The following is a 16,592-nucleotide window of genomic DNA, read 5'->3' as shown; positions in this document are numbered from 1 at the left end:
AGGTTATTTCCTGAGCATATCGTTGATCAGCTTTATCGCGCACAGGTCACCGCACATTGAGCACGCCTCTGTTTTTGTTGGCCTCTCTTTCCTTATCTCGATGAACTTCTCCTTGTCCATGGCGAGCTCATATTGTTTGGCCCAGTTCAAGGTTCCCCTTGCTACACTCATTAAATAGTCTTTTCTGTAGTCCTCTTCAAACCTCGTGAGGTTTACCGCATGGGCAGCAAGTTTCGTTGCAATAACACCCTCTTTAACGTGCTCCACCGTCGGCAGGCCAAGGTGCTCCGCTGGCGTGACGTAGCATAGGAAGTCCGCACCATTTAGGGCGGCTATTGCCCCTCCTATTGCCCCGGCTATGTGGTCGTATCCTGGGAATATATCCGTCACAAGAGGTCCCAGGACGTAAACTGGGGCATTATCAGTAGCCACCTTCATTAGCTTTATCTGAGCGGGTATTTGATCTATTGGAACGTGTCCGGGACCTTCAACCATTGTCTGAACTCCAGCTTCTCTCGCCCTTCTAACGAGCCTTCCCAGTGTGTAAAGTTCCGCTACTTGTAGCTCATCTCCGGCATCTGGCAATCCTCCTGGTCTAAGCCCATCCCCTAGGCTCAAGACTACATCGTACTCCTTAGCAAGTTCCAGTAGGTAGTCATAATTCTTGTAGAACGGATTTTCTTCATCCCAATATAGTATCCATGCAGCTAGAAACGTCCCTCCCCTTGAAACCATTCCTACTACTCTCTTGGCTCTCTTCATCTTCTCGACGACCTCTTTAGTAACACCCACATGGATCGTTGCAAAGTCAACACCATCCTTAAAGTGCTTCTCTACGGCCTTCCACATGTCCTCTTCACTCATCTCTATTATGGCCTTCCCCTTAGCCAGCATTTCCTCGGCTGCCTGATATATTGGAACTGTCCCAACTGGAACGTTTACGGCCTTCATTATCTTCCTCCTTATTTCATCCAGATCTCCACCCGTCGAGAGATCCATTATTGTGTCGGCTCCGTATTTGACGGCGATTTGGGCTTTCTTTATCTCCTCTTCAACGTTCACAATGTCCCTTGATGTTCCTATGTTTGCATTTATCTTTACCCTAACACCTTGGCCAACTGCCACGGGCTTTACCCAATCGTGAACTTTGTTCCTGAATATCACGGTATGTCCCCTAGCTACAAGCTTCCTCAATTTTTCCGGGTTTATACCTTCCTTTTGAGCGATTTGCATCATCTCATCCGTGATTATACCCCTCTTCGCCTGCTCAATCTGTGTCATTTTTATCACCAAGTTTTTATTTTCAAGAACTAGGTAATTCAATGGACATTAAAAATCTTTGCTCGGAAAGAGGAAAAAGAAGTCAGAGAGATTTCCTCATAATTGCGGTTCCATACCCAACGAACAATACCCTATCGGGATCTAGCGCCTTAACCACTTCTGGCCTGTGGGTAATTATCACCGCTGTGATTCCAGCTTCCCTAACGATTTCTGCAACCTTCCTTGCCACCCTCATCGCGGTTAGGGTATCTAGATGAGCGGCGAACTCATCGATAAGTATTAAGTTAGGCTTCTCCGCGAGAAGAGAAGCTATTTTTGCCCTTTCCTTCTGGCCCGTTGATAGTTCGGAAAACTTTGCCCTGTAAAGAACTGCATCGCTCAATCCTGCCCTGTTTAGCACTTCTACGGCGGCATTTAAATCCTTGATCTTCCTGTAAACATGTTCTAGAATGCTTTCAGAGCCAAATTCGGGCTCGAACTCCCCTGGAATCATAACTGCAACCTTGACGTTGTCTGGAACTTCGATCTTTCCCGTAGTTGGTCTGTACTTCTCCTCCCAATAACCCTTAACGGCCCCCAGGATTAGCCTTAATAGGGTTGTCTTACCGGCACCGCTTGCCCCAACGACCGCTATGACCTCCCCAGGCTTTATCTCGAAGTTTAGGTTCCTCAAAACTGGCCTCTGAATTACCCTGTGCCTCACTCCGAAGGCCTTCAGCAACTCTTGGATTTCTTCAGGAAGACCCTTTATGTCGAGTTCGCTCTCGAAGACCTTGCTCACGTTCTTGAACACTATTGGGCCGTTTAGCGGTTCCACTTTTCCGTAGCTTGGCTTCCAGAGGGGCTCCTTGGGGGCATAGGGATCCTCCTTGAAGTACCTCTCTAGGTACTCCTTGGCTTCCTGGGTTAGCGGGTAGATTAGAACTGGCCTTCCGCTCGCGGTTTCCCACACGAACCTAAAGCCAACCTTTTCGAAGAATGGGTTATAGCGGGCCATCTGTGCTATGGTTTCGACGAAGTGCTTCTTCTTCCTCATCTCGGGTATTCTCCTTTCTGCGACCCATTCTAGTGCAGCTTTAACGCTTAGCTGTCCAATGCCATCTGAACGGTAGTCGGGGTGGACAACAACCCTCGCAATCCTCGCTCCTGCCGTGTTGCTCTCCCTTAATGCCCTCTCTTTGGCCTTCTCCCATAATAGGGATCTGGCTATCTTCTTTGGATACTTCTTCCTTAGCTCCATGAACAGTTCGTGCATTATCTTCTCCGGCCAGAAGCTTGGCTTCAGCCAGTCCTCAGGAAACACCTTCTCCCTTATATTCTTCTCTATCTCCCCATTGGGTAGCCTTCTGTGCATTAGGGGTATTGGTGGATCTACTCTAACGTACGCTAGAATCCTGGGTTCATATTCCTCCCTCTTAACGAGCTCGAGGAGGAGGAACCTTGAGGCTGGGGTTGAGCCCTTAATCTCTAGTATGTGAACGTGTTTATCGGTTTTACACTTGGGGCATGCTGGCTTCGTGTTTGCCTCGATTATCGTTCCGCACTTCTCGCACCTCCATAGGGCAACTTTTTCCTTTTGGCTCGCGTAGTGGTACTGCTCAAGCTCCGCTATCGCCTCAAAGTCAGTTTCGTAAGTTGCCTCCCTCGCCCTTATCTCATACTCGTACAGTAGCTCGCCCGTCAAAGGGGAGTAGCGCTTTGCCCTGTACGTCCTCTCCCAGAGGGGCCAGACCTTTATCTTCTCTCCGTTGTAGAATTTGTACAGCTCGTAATCGTTGAATTCGAGAATTTTTATCCCGTCCTTCTCCTTTGGCTCCTTTAGTAGCTTTATCTCAACTTCATCTCCCTCTATGAACCACTGAGCTATCCCACTCATGTACAGCCTGTACACTCCATCTTTGGTATCAACTTCGAGAACGCCGAACCAGCGATGCTTGAACTTCGGTATCTTGCTTTCCCTAACCTTGCCCCTGATGAGCATGAAACCACCGAAAATATAGTTGAAGGAAAGTTAATAACGATTTCTAACAGGTGACGTGGATAATAGCTAAAACCCTCTTCTTGCCCCAGAGCTCCTCAACCAACTTCAGAGCTTCTGGAGTTGGTCTTTCTATTATCTCTTTCCTCTTTACGAGCTCTCTTGCCTCGGGGAGCAGGGAAAGCATTCCGTATATTCCGGTACCTACTATCAGAATATCGAAGTCCTCTCTTAGGTATTCCTTAAGCTCCTCCGGGTCAAATTTGTGACTTGTTCCGTGCTTTTTCTTGCTTATCTCCTTTTTCCTCCTCTCTATTCTGCCACTAGGATAGATAACTATGTCGTGGTTGTACTTTATTCCGTTTATCTCAACGCTCCCAAACTTTACCTCCCCAACTTTCATCGGGCTCAGCCTCCACCGGTCCCGGGCATCAAATACCCCAAAGGGGTTCTCCCTACGGGGGTTTTGGTGTGATTTTGTGGAATTTTAGTCCGATTCTTTGTTTTTCTACTGCCATAACCCCGTAGGGATTGGTCTTCATCGACTTGAAGCCTCCAACCCTTTCGGGGGAACCCCTGACGCCCCACATCCGAAGGTTTAGGACAGCAATAAAGTCCCTATCCTCAACGAGGCCACACTTCAAACACTTCATTAAACGCCCCTCTTGGGGTATTAACCAACCCCCGCATGCGGGGCAAACCCTAGAACTATTCCTGGGGTTCACGTAAACGACGGGAACACCAAGCCACTTCGCCTTATACTCAATCAGCCTCTGCAACTCACGAGCATTCCACTTGGAAATCTTCCTATTGAACTCCTTTGAACCCTTCAACCCCTCTTTTATCCCCCTCAAATCCTCAAGGATAATCCCCATTCTATTCCTATAAGAAATCCAAACAATCTTGTTAGCCAGCTTGTGCAAGAAGTCTCTAACCCTATTCCTCTCCCTGCGGGAATACTTCTTCAAGAGTTCCTCACTTAACTTTTTATTCCACTTTGAGATTCTCTGAATCCTCCGCCTCTTCAGCTCGTAAGCACGGTGAATATGGTATAACTCGCGAGTGTCAAAAGTGTAAACTGTCAGCCCGGCAAGAACGGTAACGTTCGTGAGGTTCACGTCAATGCTCATCCAATCAACTGGCTCAAAGTACTCCACACTCTTCTTGAAGTTCAGGACAATCCTATCCGGGAAGAGGAACAGGCCTGCGAGTTTTGCCTTGCCCTCCAAAACCTCCTCCAAGAGCGGCCTTATGTAAGGGTAATCCTCAAGGTTTATCCTCAAGTAGTACTTTCCAGCAATGATCCTCACGGTTAGGATGGAACCCTTCAGCGTGATGAGAGTACTCTTCACGTAAACATACTTCTTCCTCAGCCTGGGCTCACTGGCCCTCTCACCCCTCCTAAGCTTCTTCCTGTAAGAGTCCACGAGGCCGAGCATTTGGTTTATTGCCGAGTCAATGTAGTGGCTTGCATACTCCCACTCTTCGAGGAGCTTATCGCGAAGCTGCTTCCTCTCCACCTTAGTGAACCTTTCAGCATTAAGAATCTCCTCTAAGACAGTTTTCGCGAGTTCGTGATAGTCCTCAATAAACTTTAGGAGAAATTCATCAGGGTGGATTGGTATTGAATATGCCTTGATTACAGTCTCACTCGAAGAGCTCCTTCGCATTCTTCACGACCTCTCTATACTTGTGAGAACGCACTCCATAAAGTTTTCCGGCAAAGTGTGAGATTATTGTTATCAAGTCTTCAATTAGTTCTTCCTTTGGTTCTTTTTCTCCGTTGATTACAACTATTTCCGTTCCAAAGGCTTGGAAGAGTGTTTTTAGCGTTTCAAAGCCGAACCTTGTCAATCTGTCTGGATATGTTATGATGACTTTTGACACTTCTCTATTTGCAACCATTTTGAGGAGTTTTTGGTAGTTCTTTCTTTTCTCGTTCAGTCCCGAGCCAATGTCTTTGAGGATTTCCACACTCCAGCCTCTTTCTCTCGCATACTGTTGAATTGCCTGAACTTGCCTTTCCAAATCATCTTTTTGAGTTCTGCTCGACACCCTTGCATAACCGATTATTTTTCTTTCCTCCTGAATTCCGAGAATTCTCTTTATTTCACTTTCTGGTATCCTCCTCCTGCCCCCGGGAGTTCTAATAACCCTAATCTTTCCCTGCTTATCCCAGTTCTGGAGTGTCTTTACTGTGACTCCAAGAATTCTCGAAGCCTCCTTCAGAGTATAATGCCGCTCCATACAGACCCACTTCTCCACAACACCTTTATATATTTTTCCACTATTTTCTACAAACTACTACAAAAACAAAAACAGTTTGAAACAGCCAATCTCAATCATCGCCCTCTTATAATCTCTTCCAAATCCCTCAAATCAAGCATCTCGGAAGTTTTACCCTTAATTTCCTTTGCTATGAGCAGGAATCTTTTTTCCTTGGCGTTGAATGCCTCTGCTTTCCTCTTAAGCTCTTCAAGGATACTCTCTGCTTCTCCCCTCTTTAATTTTTTCCACTTAACCTCGACGAACATTAGTCCATCCTTAAGCTCCAACACGGCATCTATCTCCTTGTCCCTATGCCACCACCTAGAAACGCTTCTCTGACCGAAGTCCATTATTTTCAACTTAAACATTTCCCTGACGAGCCTCTCGAACATTTGGCCATAGTATTGGTTGAGATCGCGTTCTATCTTAGCCCACACCTCATCGATCAAGCCTATTTCAAGGTCGTTGAGGTTTGGATATACGAAGCGGAACCAGAAGTTGAAGAAGTTGTCCTTAATATAGTATCTCCCTCTCTTTCTCTTCCCGTAGGGGAGCTCGTAGCCAACTAAATCAAGTCGTTCAAGGGTTTCAATGTACTTCGAGATGTTTCCCCTGTCTAGTCCCGTGTAGTTCATCAGCTCTCCCAGGGACTCGTATCCTAATGATAACCCCTTTAGTATCAACTTGTACACCCTGGGCTCTCTAAGTTCTTCCCTGAGAAGGAATTCCGGCTCCTCATAGAGAACTTCTCCCTTCTGGAGGACTTTTTCCCGTATTGCCTCTTCGGGTTCTAGTCCCCTTATTAGGTCAAGGTAATAAGGAATCCCCCCGAAAACTGCATATATCTTTACTAGGTTTTCCATACTCTCATCGGGAAACATCTCCGCTATTCCCCTGATGTCGAAGGGCTCAACCTTCCATTGTCCGGTTCTCCTCCCGTACAGCGGACTTTTGTACTCCATAGTTTTCTCCATCATACCAATCGATGAGCCGCATAAGACTAGAAACACGTTGGTGTCTTTAAGGTGCTCATCCCAGGCTCTTTGAAGAACGCTTAGGATTCCTGGGTTTAGGGACATTAGGTACTGGAATTCGTCGATGATCACGCAGATCCTTTCTTCCCTGATCTCTTCGGCAAGATACTGGAGCAACTTTCCGATGTCATTAACGTCCTTGAAGTATTCCCTTCCGGTCAGCTCGACGAACTTCTCCGAGAGCCTCCTAGTGTTCTCGAGAAGTGAATCGGCAGTCGCTAGGAAGTACACCCCCTTTTTCCCTTTCAGGAATTCCTTAAGAAGCATGGTTTTTCCAACTCTTCTCCTCCCATAGATGATTATTAGTTGAGCCTTACTTTCCCTCCATTTCCTCTCGAGAAATTCGAGCTCCCTCTTTCTATTCACGAACATTGAACCACCTAAAGAAAAATGATGTAAGGAAAGTATAATAATCTTGCTACATCAATCAGTCGATGGTTGCCTTTCTGAACTCTAGGGCAGCTATTCCAACGAACACTACCGCTAGCAGTCCCAGGACTAGCCAGTCAGTTGTCAGCGAAAACGTTGGCTGGATTCCCGCTAGGTAATACCTCGCACCATCAACAGCGTACGTTAGTGGATTAATCTTCGCTAAGTACTGCATCCATTCTGGCATCGTGCTTATGGGATAGAAAGCCCCGCTAAGGAACGTCATTGGGAGCATGAGCATGGTCACTATTATCTGGAAGCCCTCCATGGACGTCATTTTCATTGCTATCGCCATTCCAAGGCCGGAAACTGCTACTCCTACGAGGAATGCCAATGCAAGTGTAGGCGGAACCCCTGAAACTTTTAGGTCGGCTATCGTGAAGCTCAGGATTAATATTATAGTCCCTTGGATAAGGGCCGTTAATGCTCCTCCAATGCTCCTCCCAATTATTGCCTCAACCCTTGATGCTGGAGCTACAAGCAACTCCTTGAGGAATCCGAACTGTCTGTCCCATATGACTGTTATCCCCTGCATGAAGCCCATGTTGAAAACCGTCATTGCCACTATTCCTGGGACGAGGTAAGTCATGTAGTCGACTCCTCCAAAGATCATTCTTGCCCCAGGGAAGTTGAATGCACCAGCCCATCCCTTTCCGAAGAATATGAGCCATATAAGCGGATTTAACAGGGAGCCAATAACCCTCGCCCTTGAGCGTATGAACCTCTTAAGCTCCCTATAGATCATTGTAGCGAGAACCCTCATCTTATTCACCTCCTCATTCTGCCCCTCATAATCCCTCTAGCAACATTCTGCTCTCCACCCTCGTCCCTGATCTCCCTTCCAGTTAAGTGCAGGAAGACATCGTTTAGGGTCGGCCTGTGGTACGTAACCTCGAGGATCTTAACTCCTGACCTTTGGGCAAGCTCAAACAGCTTTGGCAAAGCCTCAGTTGCGTTTTCAACGTCTATCCTAACCCTACCATCTGGAAGAAGCTTGCATCCTCTTATGAAATCAGCTTTTAGGCATTTTAATTCCTCTTTAGGACTTTCGAGTCTGAGGTAGATGATGTCGTTTCCAACGAGCTTCTTTAGCTCCTCGGCCGTGCCCTCCGCTATTATCTTTCCATGGTCTATGATCGCTATCTTATCTGCTAATTGCTCGGCTTCATCCATGTAGTGGGTTGTTAGGAATATCGTCATGTCATGCTCTTCCTTCATCGTTTTTATGTAGTCCCAAATGCGAGCCCTTGTTTGGGGATCTAGGCCTATCGTGGGCTCGTCCAAGAATAATATCTCGGGCTCGTGAAGTAAGGCCCTAGCGATTTCGAGCCTTCTCTGCATCCCTCCGGAGAAGTACTTGACAGGCCTATCCTTGAACTTCCACAGCTCAACGAACTTCAATAGCCTTTCAATCTTCTCCTTAAGCTCTCTCCCTCCCAGCCCATAGATCCTTCCATGGATGTACATGTTTTCATAGGCTGTTAGCTCCCTGTCAACGCTCGGATCTTGGAAAACTATTCCTATCTTCTTCCTTACCTCCATAGGCTCCTTAACTACATCGTGCCCGGCAACTATGGCCTTGCCTGATGTTGGCTTCAGGAGGGTCGTTAGGACGTGGACTGTTGTAGTTTTTCCAGCTCCGTTTGGCCCCAGGAATGCAAATATCTCTCCCTTCTTTACTTTGAAGCTGATTCCTTTTACGGCTGTAAAGTCCCCGTACTTTTTCACGAGATCCTTAACTTCTATTGCGTACATTTAATCACCTCCCAGGAGAATGAGTTTTATCCTCCTGGTAAACTCGAGAATCTCTTCTCTAATTCTTTCTTTCTGATTCTCATTTAGCTCTGGAAGTTTTTCGAGAAGCTCCTTCATTGTCTTCGCGAGCTCTCTCCCTCCAAGCTTCGAAAATTCCTTATAAGCTTCAATTTTTTGCAGAATTTCATTTAATTCCTCCCGGTTCTCTTCTAAGAACTTTAATCCTTCCTCGGTTATCCTGTAGACCTTTTTTTCTCTCTTTCCTCTACCCTCCATCTCGATGAGCTTTAGTCTCTTAAGCTCGGAGAGAACTGGGTAAATTGCTCCAGCACTCGGTTCTGGAATCCCATACCTCTTTTCCAGCTCGGTCATTATCGCGTAACCGTGCATGGGTTTCTCCTTCAGCATGTGGAGGATCAGTAGCCTAAGGTAGCCTCTCAGCTTTGGTTTCTCCAAACATATCACCAAACATATCTAACGATATATCACTTATAAACTTAACCCAGCAGTTTTATCACATAAAAACAAACGCCTACAAAAACTACTAATCAAAATCGCTCTTTTGGCAATCCGGGTGAAAAATTAATTTTACCTTTGGCCCTGGGATTGATGGCACTGGTGCCTCATATTTTGCAATTTCCCTATAGTGGCAGCAGAAGGAAAAATAGAACTCAGAGCAGTTTCAGTAGGCATGGGATGTAGTAAACTTGACTTGGACTCTTATTCCAGATGTTAAAAGCCTACGAAGTGTACAGGTCGACTAAGCCTGATAACCTCTATTCCCCAGCGAACTTAGTTTTTGTTGCAGAGTGGAGTGACTATGCCAAGTACAAGGGGAACTGGATTATCGCACTATTTGTCTCCTTTAAGAGGAACTCCTAGCATTGTCGCGTTTTCCCTGCAGTATTCTTTTCTATCTTCTTTAGCAATCTTTAGGAGTTCTCTCCTGATATCTTGTGAAACGTTTAATGATTTAGCAACGTATTCCTCCTCTATGGCTATGAAGCATTTGGTGCATTTGCTTGGGATTTTGATGGGGTAATGCTTCATAATTATGTTGTACGCCTCTTCACATGTGACGTTCCTCACGAAATACTCATCCTCGGTAACAACTGCTCCATCGAAATTTTTGAGAGTCTCGAAATCTACTGGGGGACTTAGGTCAACTAGATGATAAGGAATAAGGAACGTTAAGACCGCAAGAACTGCTAAGATTGCTAAAACTCTAGCCGATTTAAAAACGTCTAATAGGGAGAAAGAGTAGAGGATGAGAAATATCACAAACACCAAGAAGCTTGAGAGGATTGGGTGGTCAAGGAAAAATTTGTAAGGTTGGGGTGGAAGAATATCGACTTCTACAACGTTCCTTCCCAGGTCAATTTCACGGAACTTGAAGTTGGCCAGACTAAATAGGTATAAGGAGGCCCATTCCACATCCTCCGATTCTTTTATGTATTTTTTCAGATCCCTTTCGAAAAGCTCCTTTTTCTCATCATATATCTTCATGGCCATCTTAGAGTACTCTCCTCGAATTGACCCCGAGGGTACAAAAACGACTGGGTTGTCCATCCAATGAGGGATGTAGTACGCTCCAATCATGCCATCGATGAAGAGAACCCTGAATGCATCGACGCTCGAGTATCTTTGGTAATATGCTTCGACTTTGATATCTTTAGCCCTATCTTTAATTCCTTCATAAAGTCCCGCCTCAAAGATTATGATAAGAAAAAATAAGACAACGATTATCGGGATGATTTTATTAACTTCCATAGTTGCTAATGGACACTATAAGGATATAAACTTTACCATCCCTGAACCTTCTCCACGACGTCATCTGGAACCTTTCCTTCCTCAACGTCACTTATGGCTCTCTCCAATATGTTAAGGCCTTCCTCAAGAACCTCTTCCTCTATCGTTAAGGGAGGCTGGATTCTCAGGACGTTCCCTTGTAAGAATGCAACTATTAGGCCAAGTTCAAACGCCCTCCACACAACCTTCTTTGCCTCCTCAAATGCCCTTTCCTTTGTTTCCCTGTCCTTCACAAGCTCAACCCCAAGCATCAGCCCGAGTCCCCTGACATCTCCTATGAGCTCATGCTCCTCCTTCATCTTCTCCAGCCTCTTCTTTGCATACTCTCCCAGCTTTTTGGCCCTCCTTAGGAGGTTCTTCTCCTCAATCTCTTCTATGACGGCTAAGGCAGCTCTAGCCGCAGTTGGATTGCCTGAGAGCGTGAATGCGTGGCTGAGTGGGGGGAGGGAATCCATGACTTCAGCTCTTCCAATTGTTGCGCTTATTGGCAACCCTCCTCCGAGGGGCTTTGCAACGGTTATTATGTCAGGTTTAACCCCAAAGTGCTCTATCGCAAACCACTTCCCCGTTCTTCCCATACCGCTCTGCACTTCATCGACAACGAGTAGTATTCCATGCTCATCAAGTATCTTCTTGACCTTCTTGAAGTAGTTCTTGGGAGGGACAACCATGCCGGAGTCACCCTGAATGGGTTCAGCAAATAGCGCGGCAACCCCCTCAGCATAAACCTCTCCTTCGAACTTCTCCTTTATGTACTCCACGCACTCCATCCTGCAGCTCTTGGGATCTTTACCGAACGGACAGCGATAGCAGTTTGGGTAGGGGATATAGTGAACTCCGCTTAACTCTCCAACGATTGCCCTGACGTGGAAGTCTAATCCTGTTAGACTCATTGCACCATAAGTTGAGCCGTAAAAGCTCTTCATGTAACTCAAGATTGTGTGCCTCCTAGTGTAAGCCCTCGCAAACTTTATCGCCCCATCGTTGGCATCCGCCCCGCTCAGTCCAAAAGAGACCTTAGCGTTATCTATCGGGGCAATCTCAACGAGCTTCTCCGCTAAGAGCAGTGGCTCCAGTGGGAAGGAGTAAATATAGGTTGCGTGAATGAGCTTTTCGACCTGTTCCTTTATCGCCTTAACGACCCTAGGATTGTTGTGGCCGACGTTTTGAACCGCTGCATCGCTTAGGAAGTCTATATATTCCCTTCCATTCACATCCCAAACTTTGGCATTCTCGGCTTTTACCGGAACTAAGGGAAAATAAGTAGTCCTATTGGCCGGGGCTATCACCCTATTGTACCTCTCCACGACATCCCATGGATCCATGGTATTCCCCCTAATACTATATCCTTCTGAATTCGATAACTTTTTCGCCAAAATTTTGTTGATTTATCATAATATTTATTAATACAAACGTTGAATTAGCAAAAATGGTGATAAGCAAATGCTGGATGAGCTTGACAGGAGGATACTCCACTTACTTCAAGAAGACGGGAGGATGAGCTACTCGGAGGTCGCAAGAATATTGGGGGTTCCAGAATCGACGGTCAGGGCGAGGGTGAAAAGGCTTGTTGAGAGGGGGATAATAAGGAAGTTTGCCGCTCTCATAAACCCTTTCAAGGCTGGCTACAGTATAGTGGCCGTCATAGCCGTTGACGTTGAGCCCAGCAAAGTCAGGGAGGTGGCCGAAAAGCTCGCCAAGCTCGAAGAAGTTGACGTCCTGGGGATAACTACGGGCGCTCACGATATATTCATGCAGGTAACCCTGAAGAGCCTCGAGGAGCTAGAGAACTTCCTTCTCGATAAACTAGGCAAGATAGATGGTATTAAAAGCACTGAGACCTCAATACTCACGAGCGTCAAGAAGTGGGGCTACGCGAGGGTGTTCTAAATGAAAGTAGTTTTGAAACCACTAGCAAATGTAGAGCTACCCCAGGATTTCGCCGAGATTTTGAAGGCTAAACTTAGAGGTAGAGAGGTAAAGACTGGGGAAGTTGTAACCATAGATATCCTGGGGAAGCCCCTGGAGTTCAAGGTTGTCCAGGCAACCCCTTCTCCCATTAGGGTCTCGGACAAGACATCAGTTATAATAGCAAGGCCGGGAGTTGAGGTTCTGGAGATCGAGCTCACAGGTGAACCCAAGGAGGTATTCGTTTACGGTGATAATATCGTCGTGATCCTTGGGAATGAGGTTCTAATTTTGAACCAAAATCTTGAAGAAATTTACAGGGAAAGGTTCGAAAACTTAATTAAAGTAATTCAGACAAAGGCTGGCCTGGTGGTGGTTGATGGAAGAAGACTTAAGCTCATTAAGGTCTAGGGCCCTCAAAATCGTTGAGATACTCAAGAGGACTTACCCCAGGGAAAGGCACGTTTCCGGCGATCCCTATAGGGCGTTGATTAAGTGCATAATCTCCCAAAGGAACAGGGACGAGGTGACTGATAGGGTTGCTGAAGAGCTCTTCAAGAGGTATCCAACTATCGAGGACATTGCAAGGGCCAGCGTTGAGGAGATGCAGGAATTTTTGAGATCACTCAAGGTTGGCCTCTGGAGGAGCAAGGGGAGGTGGATAGTAGAGTCCTCAAGGATCATCCTTGAGAGGTATAAAGGTAGAGTTCCGGACAAGTTTGAGGAACTAATTAAGCTTCCTGGGATCGGGAGAAAGTGCGCCAACATAGTCCTTGCTTATGGGTTTGGAATTCCGGCGATTCCCGTGGACACCCACGTTAACAGGATAAGCAAGAGGCTTGGGCTCGTTCCCAAGGATGCCTCTCCTGAGGAGGTTGAAGAAAGGCTGAAGCAACTAATTCCCAGGGAGGAGTGGCTGTACGTTAATCACGCTATGGTAGACCATGGAAAGAGGGTTTGCAGGCCCATAAAGCCTAGGTGTGAGGAGTGTCCCCTTAGAGATCTGTGTCCTAAAGTCAATATGTGACCCAGTAGCTCATGTCCATTAGCCTTTTCTTTAGCCATTTCCCGTAGGTGTATCCTAAGATCAAACCAGCGGCAAGGCCTCCAAAGTGAGCTATTATATTCACCCCAGGGAATATGCTGTTTATCAGGAACAGGAAGAGGGCGTTCATTAGGGCCTTGCTCATGTTTCTCCTTAAAACTCCCTCTATTGCCAGAGATGCTCCAACTATTCCAAACAGCCCTCCGCTGGCTCCTCCTGAGGCAACATCAAGGGGAAGCGTAAATAAGCTTAGTACGTTCCCAACTAAGGCCGAAATAAAGAAAACTATGAGGAACCTCTTAGTTCCAATGACGCCTTCTAGATCAATCCCGAGGTAGAACAACCAGAAGGCGTTCAAGGCGAAGTGAATGAAGCCCATATGGATGAATATCGCGGTTATTAATCTCCACCACTCACCCCTATACAAAACGAGGAGGTTTATTTGGGCAAGCTGCAGGATCGCCTTGTTGAAACCAATAACAACTTCGTAGGCGAATACGATCGTTATAAGGATGAGAAGTGTAAATGTCCCGGGAAAGTACTTCCAAACCTTCTTCACGTTGATCCCTAAGCCTGAAAAATACTCAGTCTTTAAAAACGTTCCTGGGAACCACAAGCCTTTTAAATTCTCCACCTCAACCAAGCTCGACAGATGAACGATGACTGAAGGAGGGATGGATGATGGCCAAGCCAAGCTACGTAAAGTTTGAGGTTCCAAAGGAGCTCGCAGAGAAGGCCCTTCAGGCTGTAGAAATAGCAAGGGACACTGGAAAGATAAGGAAGGGAACCAACGAGACCACAAAGGCCGTTGAGAGGGGCCAGGCAAAGCTCGTTATAATTGCCGAGGATGTCGACCCAGAGGAGATCGTTGCGCACCTTCCACCACTCTGTGAGGAGAAGGAGATCCCCTACATCTATGTCCCAAGCAAGAAGGAGCTTGGTGCTGCAGCTGGAATTGAGGTTGCTGCAGCTAGCGTTGCTATAATCGAGCCTGGCAAGGCCAGGGAGCTTGTTGAGGAAATCGCAATGAAGGTTAGGGAGCTCATGAAGTGAGCTCCCCTTCCTTTCCCCTTTCACGATCATCTTTGGGGGTGAGAGAGAATGGCGGAGGATGAGGGGTATCCAGCTGAAGTGATCGAAATCATAGGGAGAACGGGAACAACTGGTGACGTGACTCAGGTAAAGGTTAGAATCCTCGAAGGTAGGGATAAGGGTAGGGTAATTAGGAGGAACGTTAGAGGCCCCGTGAGGGTTGGCGACATACTGATCCTTAGAGAGACAGAGAGAGAGGCTAGGGAAATCAAGAGCAGGAGGTGAATTGAATGGCAAGATGGAACATCTGTTCCTACTGTGGAAAGCCTTTCGAGCCTGGAACTGGAAAGATGTTCGTCAGGAACGATGGAAGGGTGTTCTTCTTCTGCTCGAGGAAGTGTGAGAGGTACTTCTTCATGGGTAGGAACCCCAGGAAGCTCAAGTGGACCAAGGCTTACCAAGAGGCAAGGCTTCAGAGGGCCAAGAAGAAGTAATGTTATTAACCCCTCCTTCTATCCTTCTATATGCGCCCCATTCATTATGCCGTACTTGCAATAATCTTCTGGTCCACCGTGGCCTCTGCCTTTAAGCTTACCCTTTCGAGGCTGGATCCCGTAAGTATGCTACTCTACGCTTCTCTCACATCAACGATAATATTCTTGGGGGCAAATCTAAGGGAGGGCAAAAAATTCTCTATAAGAAAAAACATCTACTCAGCGTTTTTAGGGTTCATAAACCCCTTCCTGTACTACTTAGTCCTGTTCAATGCATACTCCCTCCTCCCAGCTCAGGAAGCACAGGCATTAAACTACACGTGGCCCATAATTCTCGTGGTATTCTCTTCAGCATTCTTAGGTCAACCTTTGACGATTAAAGAGTTCTTTGGCGTTATCGTTGGATTCCTTGGAGCATTGGTTATTGGAACGCACGGTAACCTCTCATCCTTAAGCTTTGCAAATCCCCTTGGCGATGCCCTTGCCCTAAGCAGTGCATTGGTGTGGGCCATGTACTGGATCTTCAACCTTAGAGACCCCAGGAAGGCTGAGGAGAAGATGTTCTGGAATTTCTTCTTTGGCTCCCTCTATATTCTCACCCTTGGGGTTATAAGGGGAATAAAGTTCGACCCCCTTGGAGTCCTCGGGGCAGTTTACATTGGAACATTTGAGATGGGTCTTACCTTCCTTCTGTGGCTTAAGGCGTTGGAGAGGGAAGAGGCTGGAAAAGTTGCATCCCTCGTTTACCTAACCCCCGTGCTTTCCCTGGTGTTTATATCGATTGTAGTTGGGGAGAAAATCTTAAAATCAACGCTCCTTGGACTTGCCTTAATTCTCCTGGGAATAATGCTTTCGAGAAGGGAATAATTCTGGTGGGCCCGCGGGGATTTGAACCCCGGACCACGCGGTTATGAGCCGCGCGCTCTGACCAGGCTGAGCTACGGGCCCTTTCCTTTTGGCGCCGCCGCCCGGATTCGAACCGGGGACCGCCGGATTAACAGTCCGGCGCTCCACCAGCTAAGCTACGGCGGCGCGTCCAAAAAATAACCACTGAAATGACTTTATAAATATTACGGTTCCTGGGCTGAGAAATCTTTATAATCTTCCGTTTCGTAACTAAAATTCGGAAGAGCTTTTGGAGGTGAGCAAAATGACAGAGATTAGATATTACAAGATAGGAGAAGACAGGTTCAAGATAAGTGAAGACGAAGTTGCAAGGAGGGAACTTAGGGTGGCCAAAGTTAGCGATGACGTTATACAGATCCAAGAAGAAGTACACGGAATAATTGCTCTCGTTGGAGCCACAAGTAGCGTCAATATAAAGAAAGAAGAGTTCAAGGAGTTAGTAAAGCTTGTGAGGGAGGAGTTTGGCTGGGACGTTTAACTTTTTAAACTCTCTCTTCTTTGAGTTTTTGGCAATGATGATTGATGGGCGAACTGAGTGGTGATGATGGTAGGTGATCTCTGAGCTTTTTAGGGAACACCGCGGGATGAGGAGTTCAGCCTAGGCTGATGCGTGATGAAGGAGTGACGGACTGACCGCAGGAATTAGATTAGAC

Annotated in this window: 20 protein-coding genes and 2 tRNA genes; 8 read left to right on the top strand and 14 right to left on the bottom strand. The window is 46.7% G+C overall.

Annotation, left to right across the window (positions count from 1 at the left end; all coding sequences use genetic code 11):
- Positions 1-3 precede the first annotated feature (3 nt).
- The 11 genes from thiC to P8X24_RS00825 form a co-directional block, all read right to left on the bottom strand.
- The gene (gene thiC, locus P8X24_RS00875; RefSeq protein WP_372913646.1) at positions 4-1,281 is read right to left on the bottom strand and encodes a phosphomethylpyrimidine synthase ThiC; all 1,278 of its coding nucleotides are present in this window, start codon (positions 1,279-1,281) and stop codon (positions 4-6) included.
- A gap of 82 nt (positions 1,282-1,363) precedes the next feature.
- A complete protein-coding gene (locus P8X24_RS00870) occupies positions 1,364-3,262 on the bottom strand; it encodes a GNAT family N-acetyltransferase (protein ID WP_372913645.1) in 1,899 nt (632 codons plus the stop codon).
- Between the two features lie 43 nt (positions 3,263-3,305).
- Positions 3,306-3,662, bottom strand: coding sequence for an Mth938-like domain-containing protein (locus P8X24_RS00865; protein WP_372913644.1), 357 nt, complete (start codon positions 3,660-3,662; stop codon positions 3,306-3,308).
- 52 nt (positions 3,663-3,714) lie between these two features.
- Positions 3,715-4,929: an RNA-guided endonuclease InsQ/TnpB family protein gene (locus P8X24_RS00860; RefSeq protein ID WP_372913643.1), complete on the bottom strand. Its 1,215-nt coding sequence runs from the start codon at positions 4,927-4,929 to the stop codon at positions 3,715-3,717.
- Positions 4,907-5,506, bottom strand: coding sequence for an IS607 family transposase (locus P8X24_RS00855; protein ID WP_372913642.1), 600 nt, complete (start codon positions 5,504-5,506; stop codon positions 4,907-4,909). Before P8X24_RS00855 ends, P8X24_RS00860 begins: the two co-directional genes overlap by 23 nt.
- 95 nt (positions 5,507-5,601) lie before the next feature.
- Positions 5,602-6,933 carry an ATP-binding protein gene (locus P8X24_RS00850; RefSeq protein WP_372913641.1) on the bottom strand — a complete coding sequence of 444 codons (1,332 nt, stop codon included), beginning with the start codon at positions 6,931-6,933 and terminating at the stop codon, positions 5,602-5,604.
- A gap of 55 nt (positions 6,934-6,988) precedes the next feature.
- On the bottom strand, positions 6,989-7,753 hold the full coding sequence (locus tag P8X24_RS00845; protein WP_372913640.1) for an ABC transporter permease: 765 nt from the start codon (positions 7,751-7,753) through the stop codon (positions 6,989-6,991).
- 5 nt (positions 7,754-7,758) lie between these two features.
- Positions 7,759-8,745, bottom strand: coding sequence for an ATP-binding cassette domain-containing protein (locus P8X24_RS00840; protein WP_372913639.1), 987 nt, complete (start codon positions 8,743-8,745; stop codon positions 7,759-7,761).
- A complete protein-coding gene (locus P8X24_RS00835; protein ID WP_068323898.1) occupies positions 8,746-9,201 on the bottom strand; it encodes a PadR family transcriptional regulator in 456 nt (151 codons plus the stop codon). It lies immediately after the preceding gene.
- 396 nt (positions 9,202-9,597) lie between these two features.
- Entirely contained in the window at positions 9,598-10,515 is a 918-nt protein-coding gene (locus tag P8X24_RS00830) for a hypothetical protein (RefSeq protein WP_372913638.1), read from the bottom strand.
- Between the two features lie 32 nt (positions 10,516-10,547).
- Positions 10,548-11,879, bottom strand: coding sequence for a leucine/methionine racemase (locus P8X24_RS00825; protein WP_372913637.1), 1,332 nt, complete (start codon positions 11,877-11,879; stop codon positions 10,548-10,550).
- 118 nt (positions 11,880-11,997) lie between these two features.
- On the opposite strand from P8X24_RS00825, the gene P8X24_RS00820 reads away from it, so the two are divergent.
- Genes P8X24_RS00820 through P8X24_RS00810 form a run of 3 tightly spaced genes read left to right on the top strand, consistent with a single transcriptional unit; the run spans position 11,998 to position 13,489 of the window.
- Complete coding sequence (locus P8X24_RS00820) at positions 11,998-12,444, top strand: Lrp/AsnC family transcriptional regulator (protein WP_372913636.1); 447 nt, start codon at positions 11,998-12,000, stop codon at positions 12,442-12,444.
- Positions 12,445-12,873: a DUF6849 domain-containing protein gene (locus P8X24_RS00815; RefSeq protein WP_372913635.1), complete on the top strand. Its 429-nt coding sequence runs from the start codon at positions 12,445-12,447 to the stop codon at positions 12,871-12,873.
- The gene (locus P8X24_RS00810; protein ID WP_372913634.1) at positions 12,842-13,489 is read left to right on the top strand and encodes an endonuclease III domain-containing protein; all 648 of its coding nucleotides are present in this window, start codon (positions 12,842-12,844) and stop codon (positions 13,487-13,489) included. Before P8X24_RS00815 ends, P8X24_RS00810 begins: the two co-directional genes overlap by 32 nt.
- Here the strand turns inward: P8X24_RS00810 and P8X24_RS00805 are convergent.
- A complete protein-coding gene (locus P8X24_RS00805; protein ID WP_372913633.1) occupies positions 13,479-14,066 on the bottom strand; it encodes a rhomboid family intramembrane serine protease in 588 nt (195 codons plus the stop codon). The genes P8X24_RS00810 and P8X24_RS00805 overlap by 11 nt on opposite strands.
- 122 nt (positions 14,067-14,188) lie before the next feature.
- On the opposite strand from P8X24_RS00805, the gene rpl7ae reads away from it, so the two are divergent.
- From rpl7ae to P8X24_RS00785, 4 genes are read left to right on the top strand one after another with little or no spacing between them, the layout of a single operon-like run.
- Positions 14,189-14,560, top strand: a complete 372-nt coding sequence (gene rpl7ae / locus P8X24_RS00800) for a 50S ribosomal protein L7Ae (RefSeq protein ID WP_068324810.1) — start codon at positions 14,189-14,191, stop codon at positions 14,558-14,560.
- A 48-nt stretch (positions 14,561-14,608) separates the two neighbouring features.
- Positions 14,609-14,824 (top strand): 30S ribosomal protein S28e, encoded by a 216-nt coding sequence (locus tag P8X24_RS00795; RefSeq protein WP_010867791.1) that lies wholly within the window; start codon positions 14,609-14,611, stop codon positions 14,822-14,824.
- Positions 14,825-14,829: 5 nt separating this feature from the next.
- On the top strand, positions 14,830-15,033 hold the full coding sequence (locus tag P8X24_RS00790; RefSeq protein WP_372913632.1) for a 50S ribosomal protein L24e: 204 nt from the start codon (positions 14,830-14,832) through the stop codon (positions 15,031-15,033).
- A 30-nt stretch (positions 15,034-15,063) separates the two neighbouring features.
- On the top strand, positions 15,064-15,900 hold the full coding sequence (locus P8X24_RS00785) for a DMT family transporter (RefSeq protein WP_372913631.1): 837 nt from the start codon (positions 15,064-15,066) through the stop codon (positions 15,898-15,900).
- A gap of 3 nt (positions 15,901-15,903) precedes the next feature.
- On the opposite strand, the gene P8X24_RS00780 is transcribed toward P8X24_RS00785, so the two are convergent.
- Positions 15,904-15,981 (bottom strand) — tRNA-Ile (locus tag P8X24_RS00780).
- 8 nt (positions 15,982-15,989) lie between these two features.
- Positions 15,990-16,065 (bottom strand) — tRNA-Asn (locus tag P8X24_RS00775).
- A gap of 118 nt (positions 16,066-16,183) precedes the next feature.
- Here P8X24_RS00775 and P8X24_RS00770 point away from each other — a divergent pair.
- Positions 16,184-16,417, top strand: a complete 234-nt coding sequence (locus P8X24_RS00770) for a hypothetical protein (protein WP_068323939.1) — start codon at positions 16,184-16,186, stop codon at positions 16,415-16,417.
- The last annotated feature ends 175 nt before the right edge of the window (positions 16,418-16,592 follow it).

It is taken from the genome of Pyrococcus kukulkanii (assembly GCF_041647995.1).
Lineage (GTDB): Archaea > Methanobacteriota_B > Thermococci > Thermococcales > Thermococcaceae > Pyrococcus.
The sequence above is the reverse complement of the archived record's forward strand: the minus strand, read 5'-3'. Positions and strand labels throughout refer to the sequence as shown.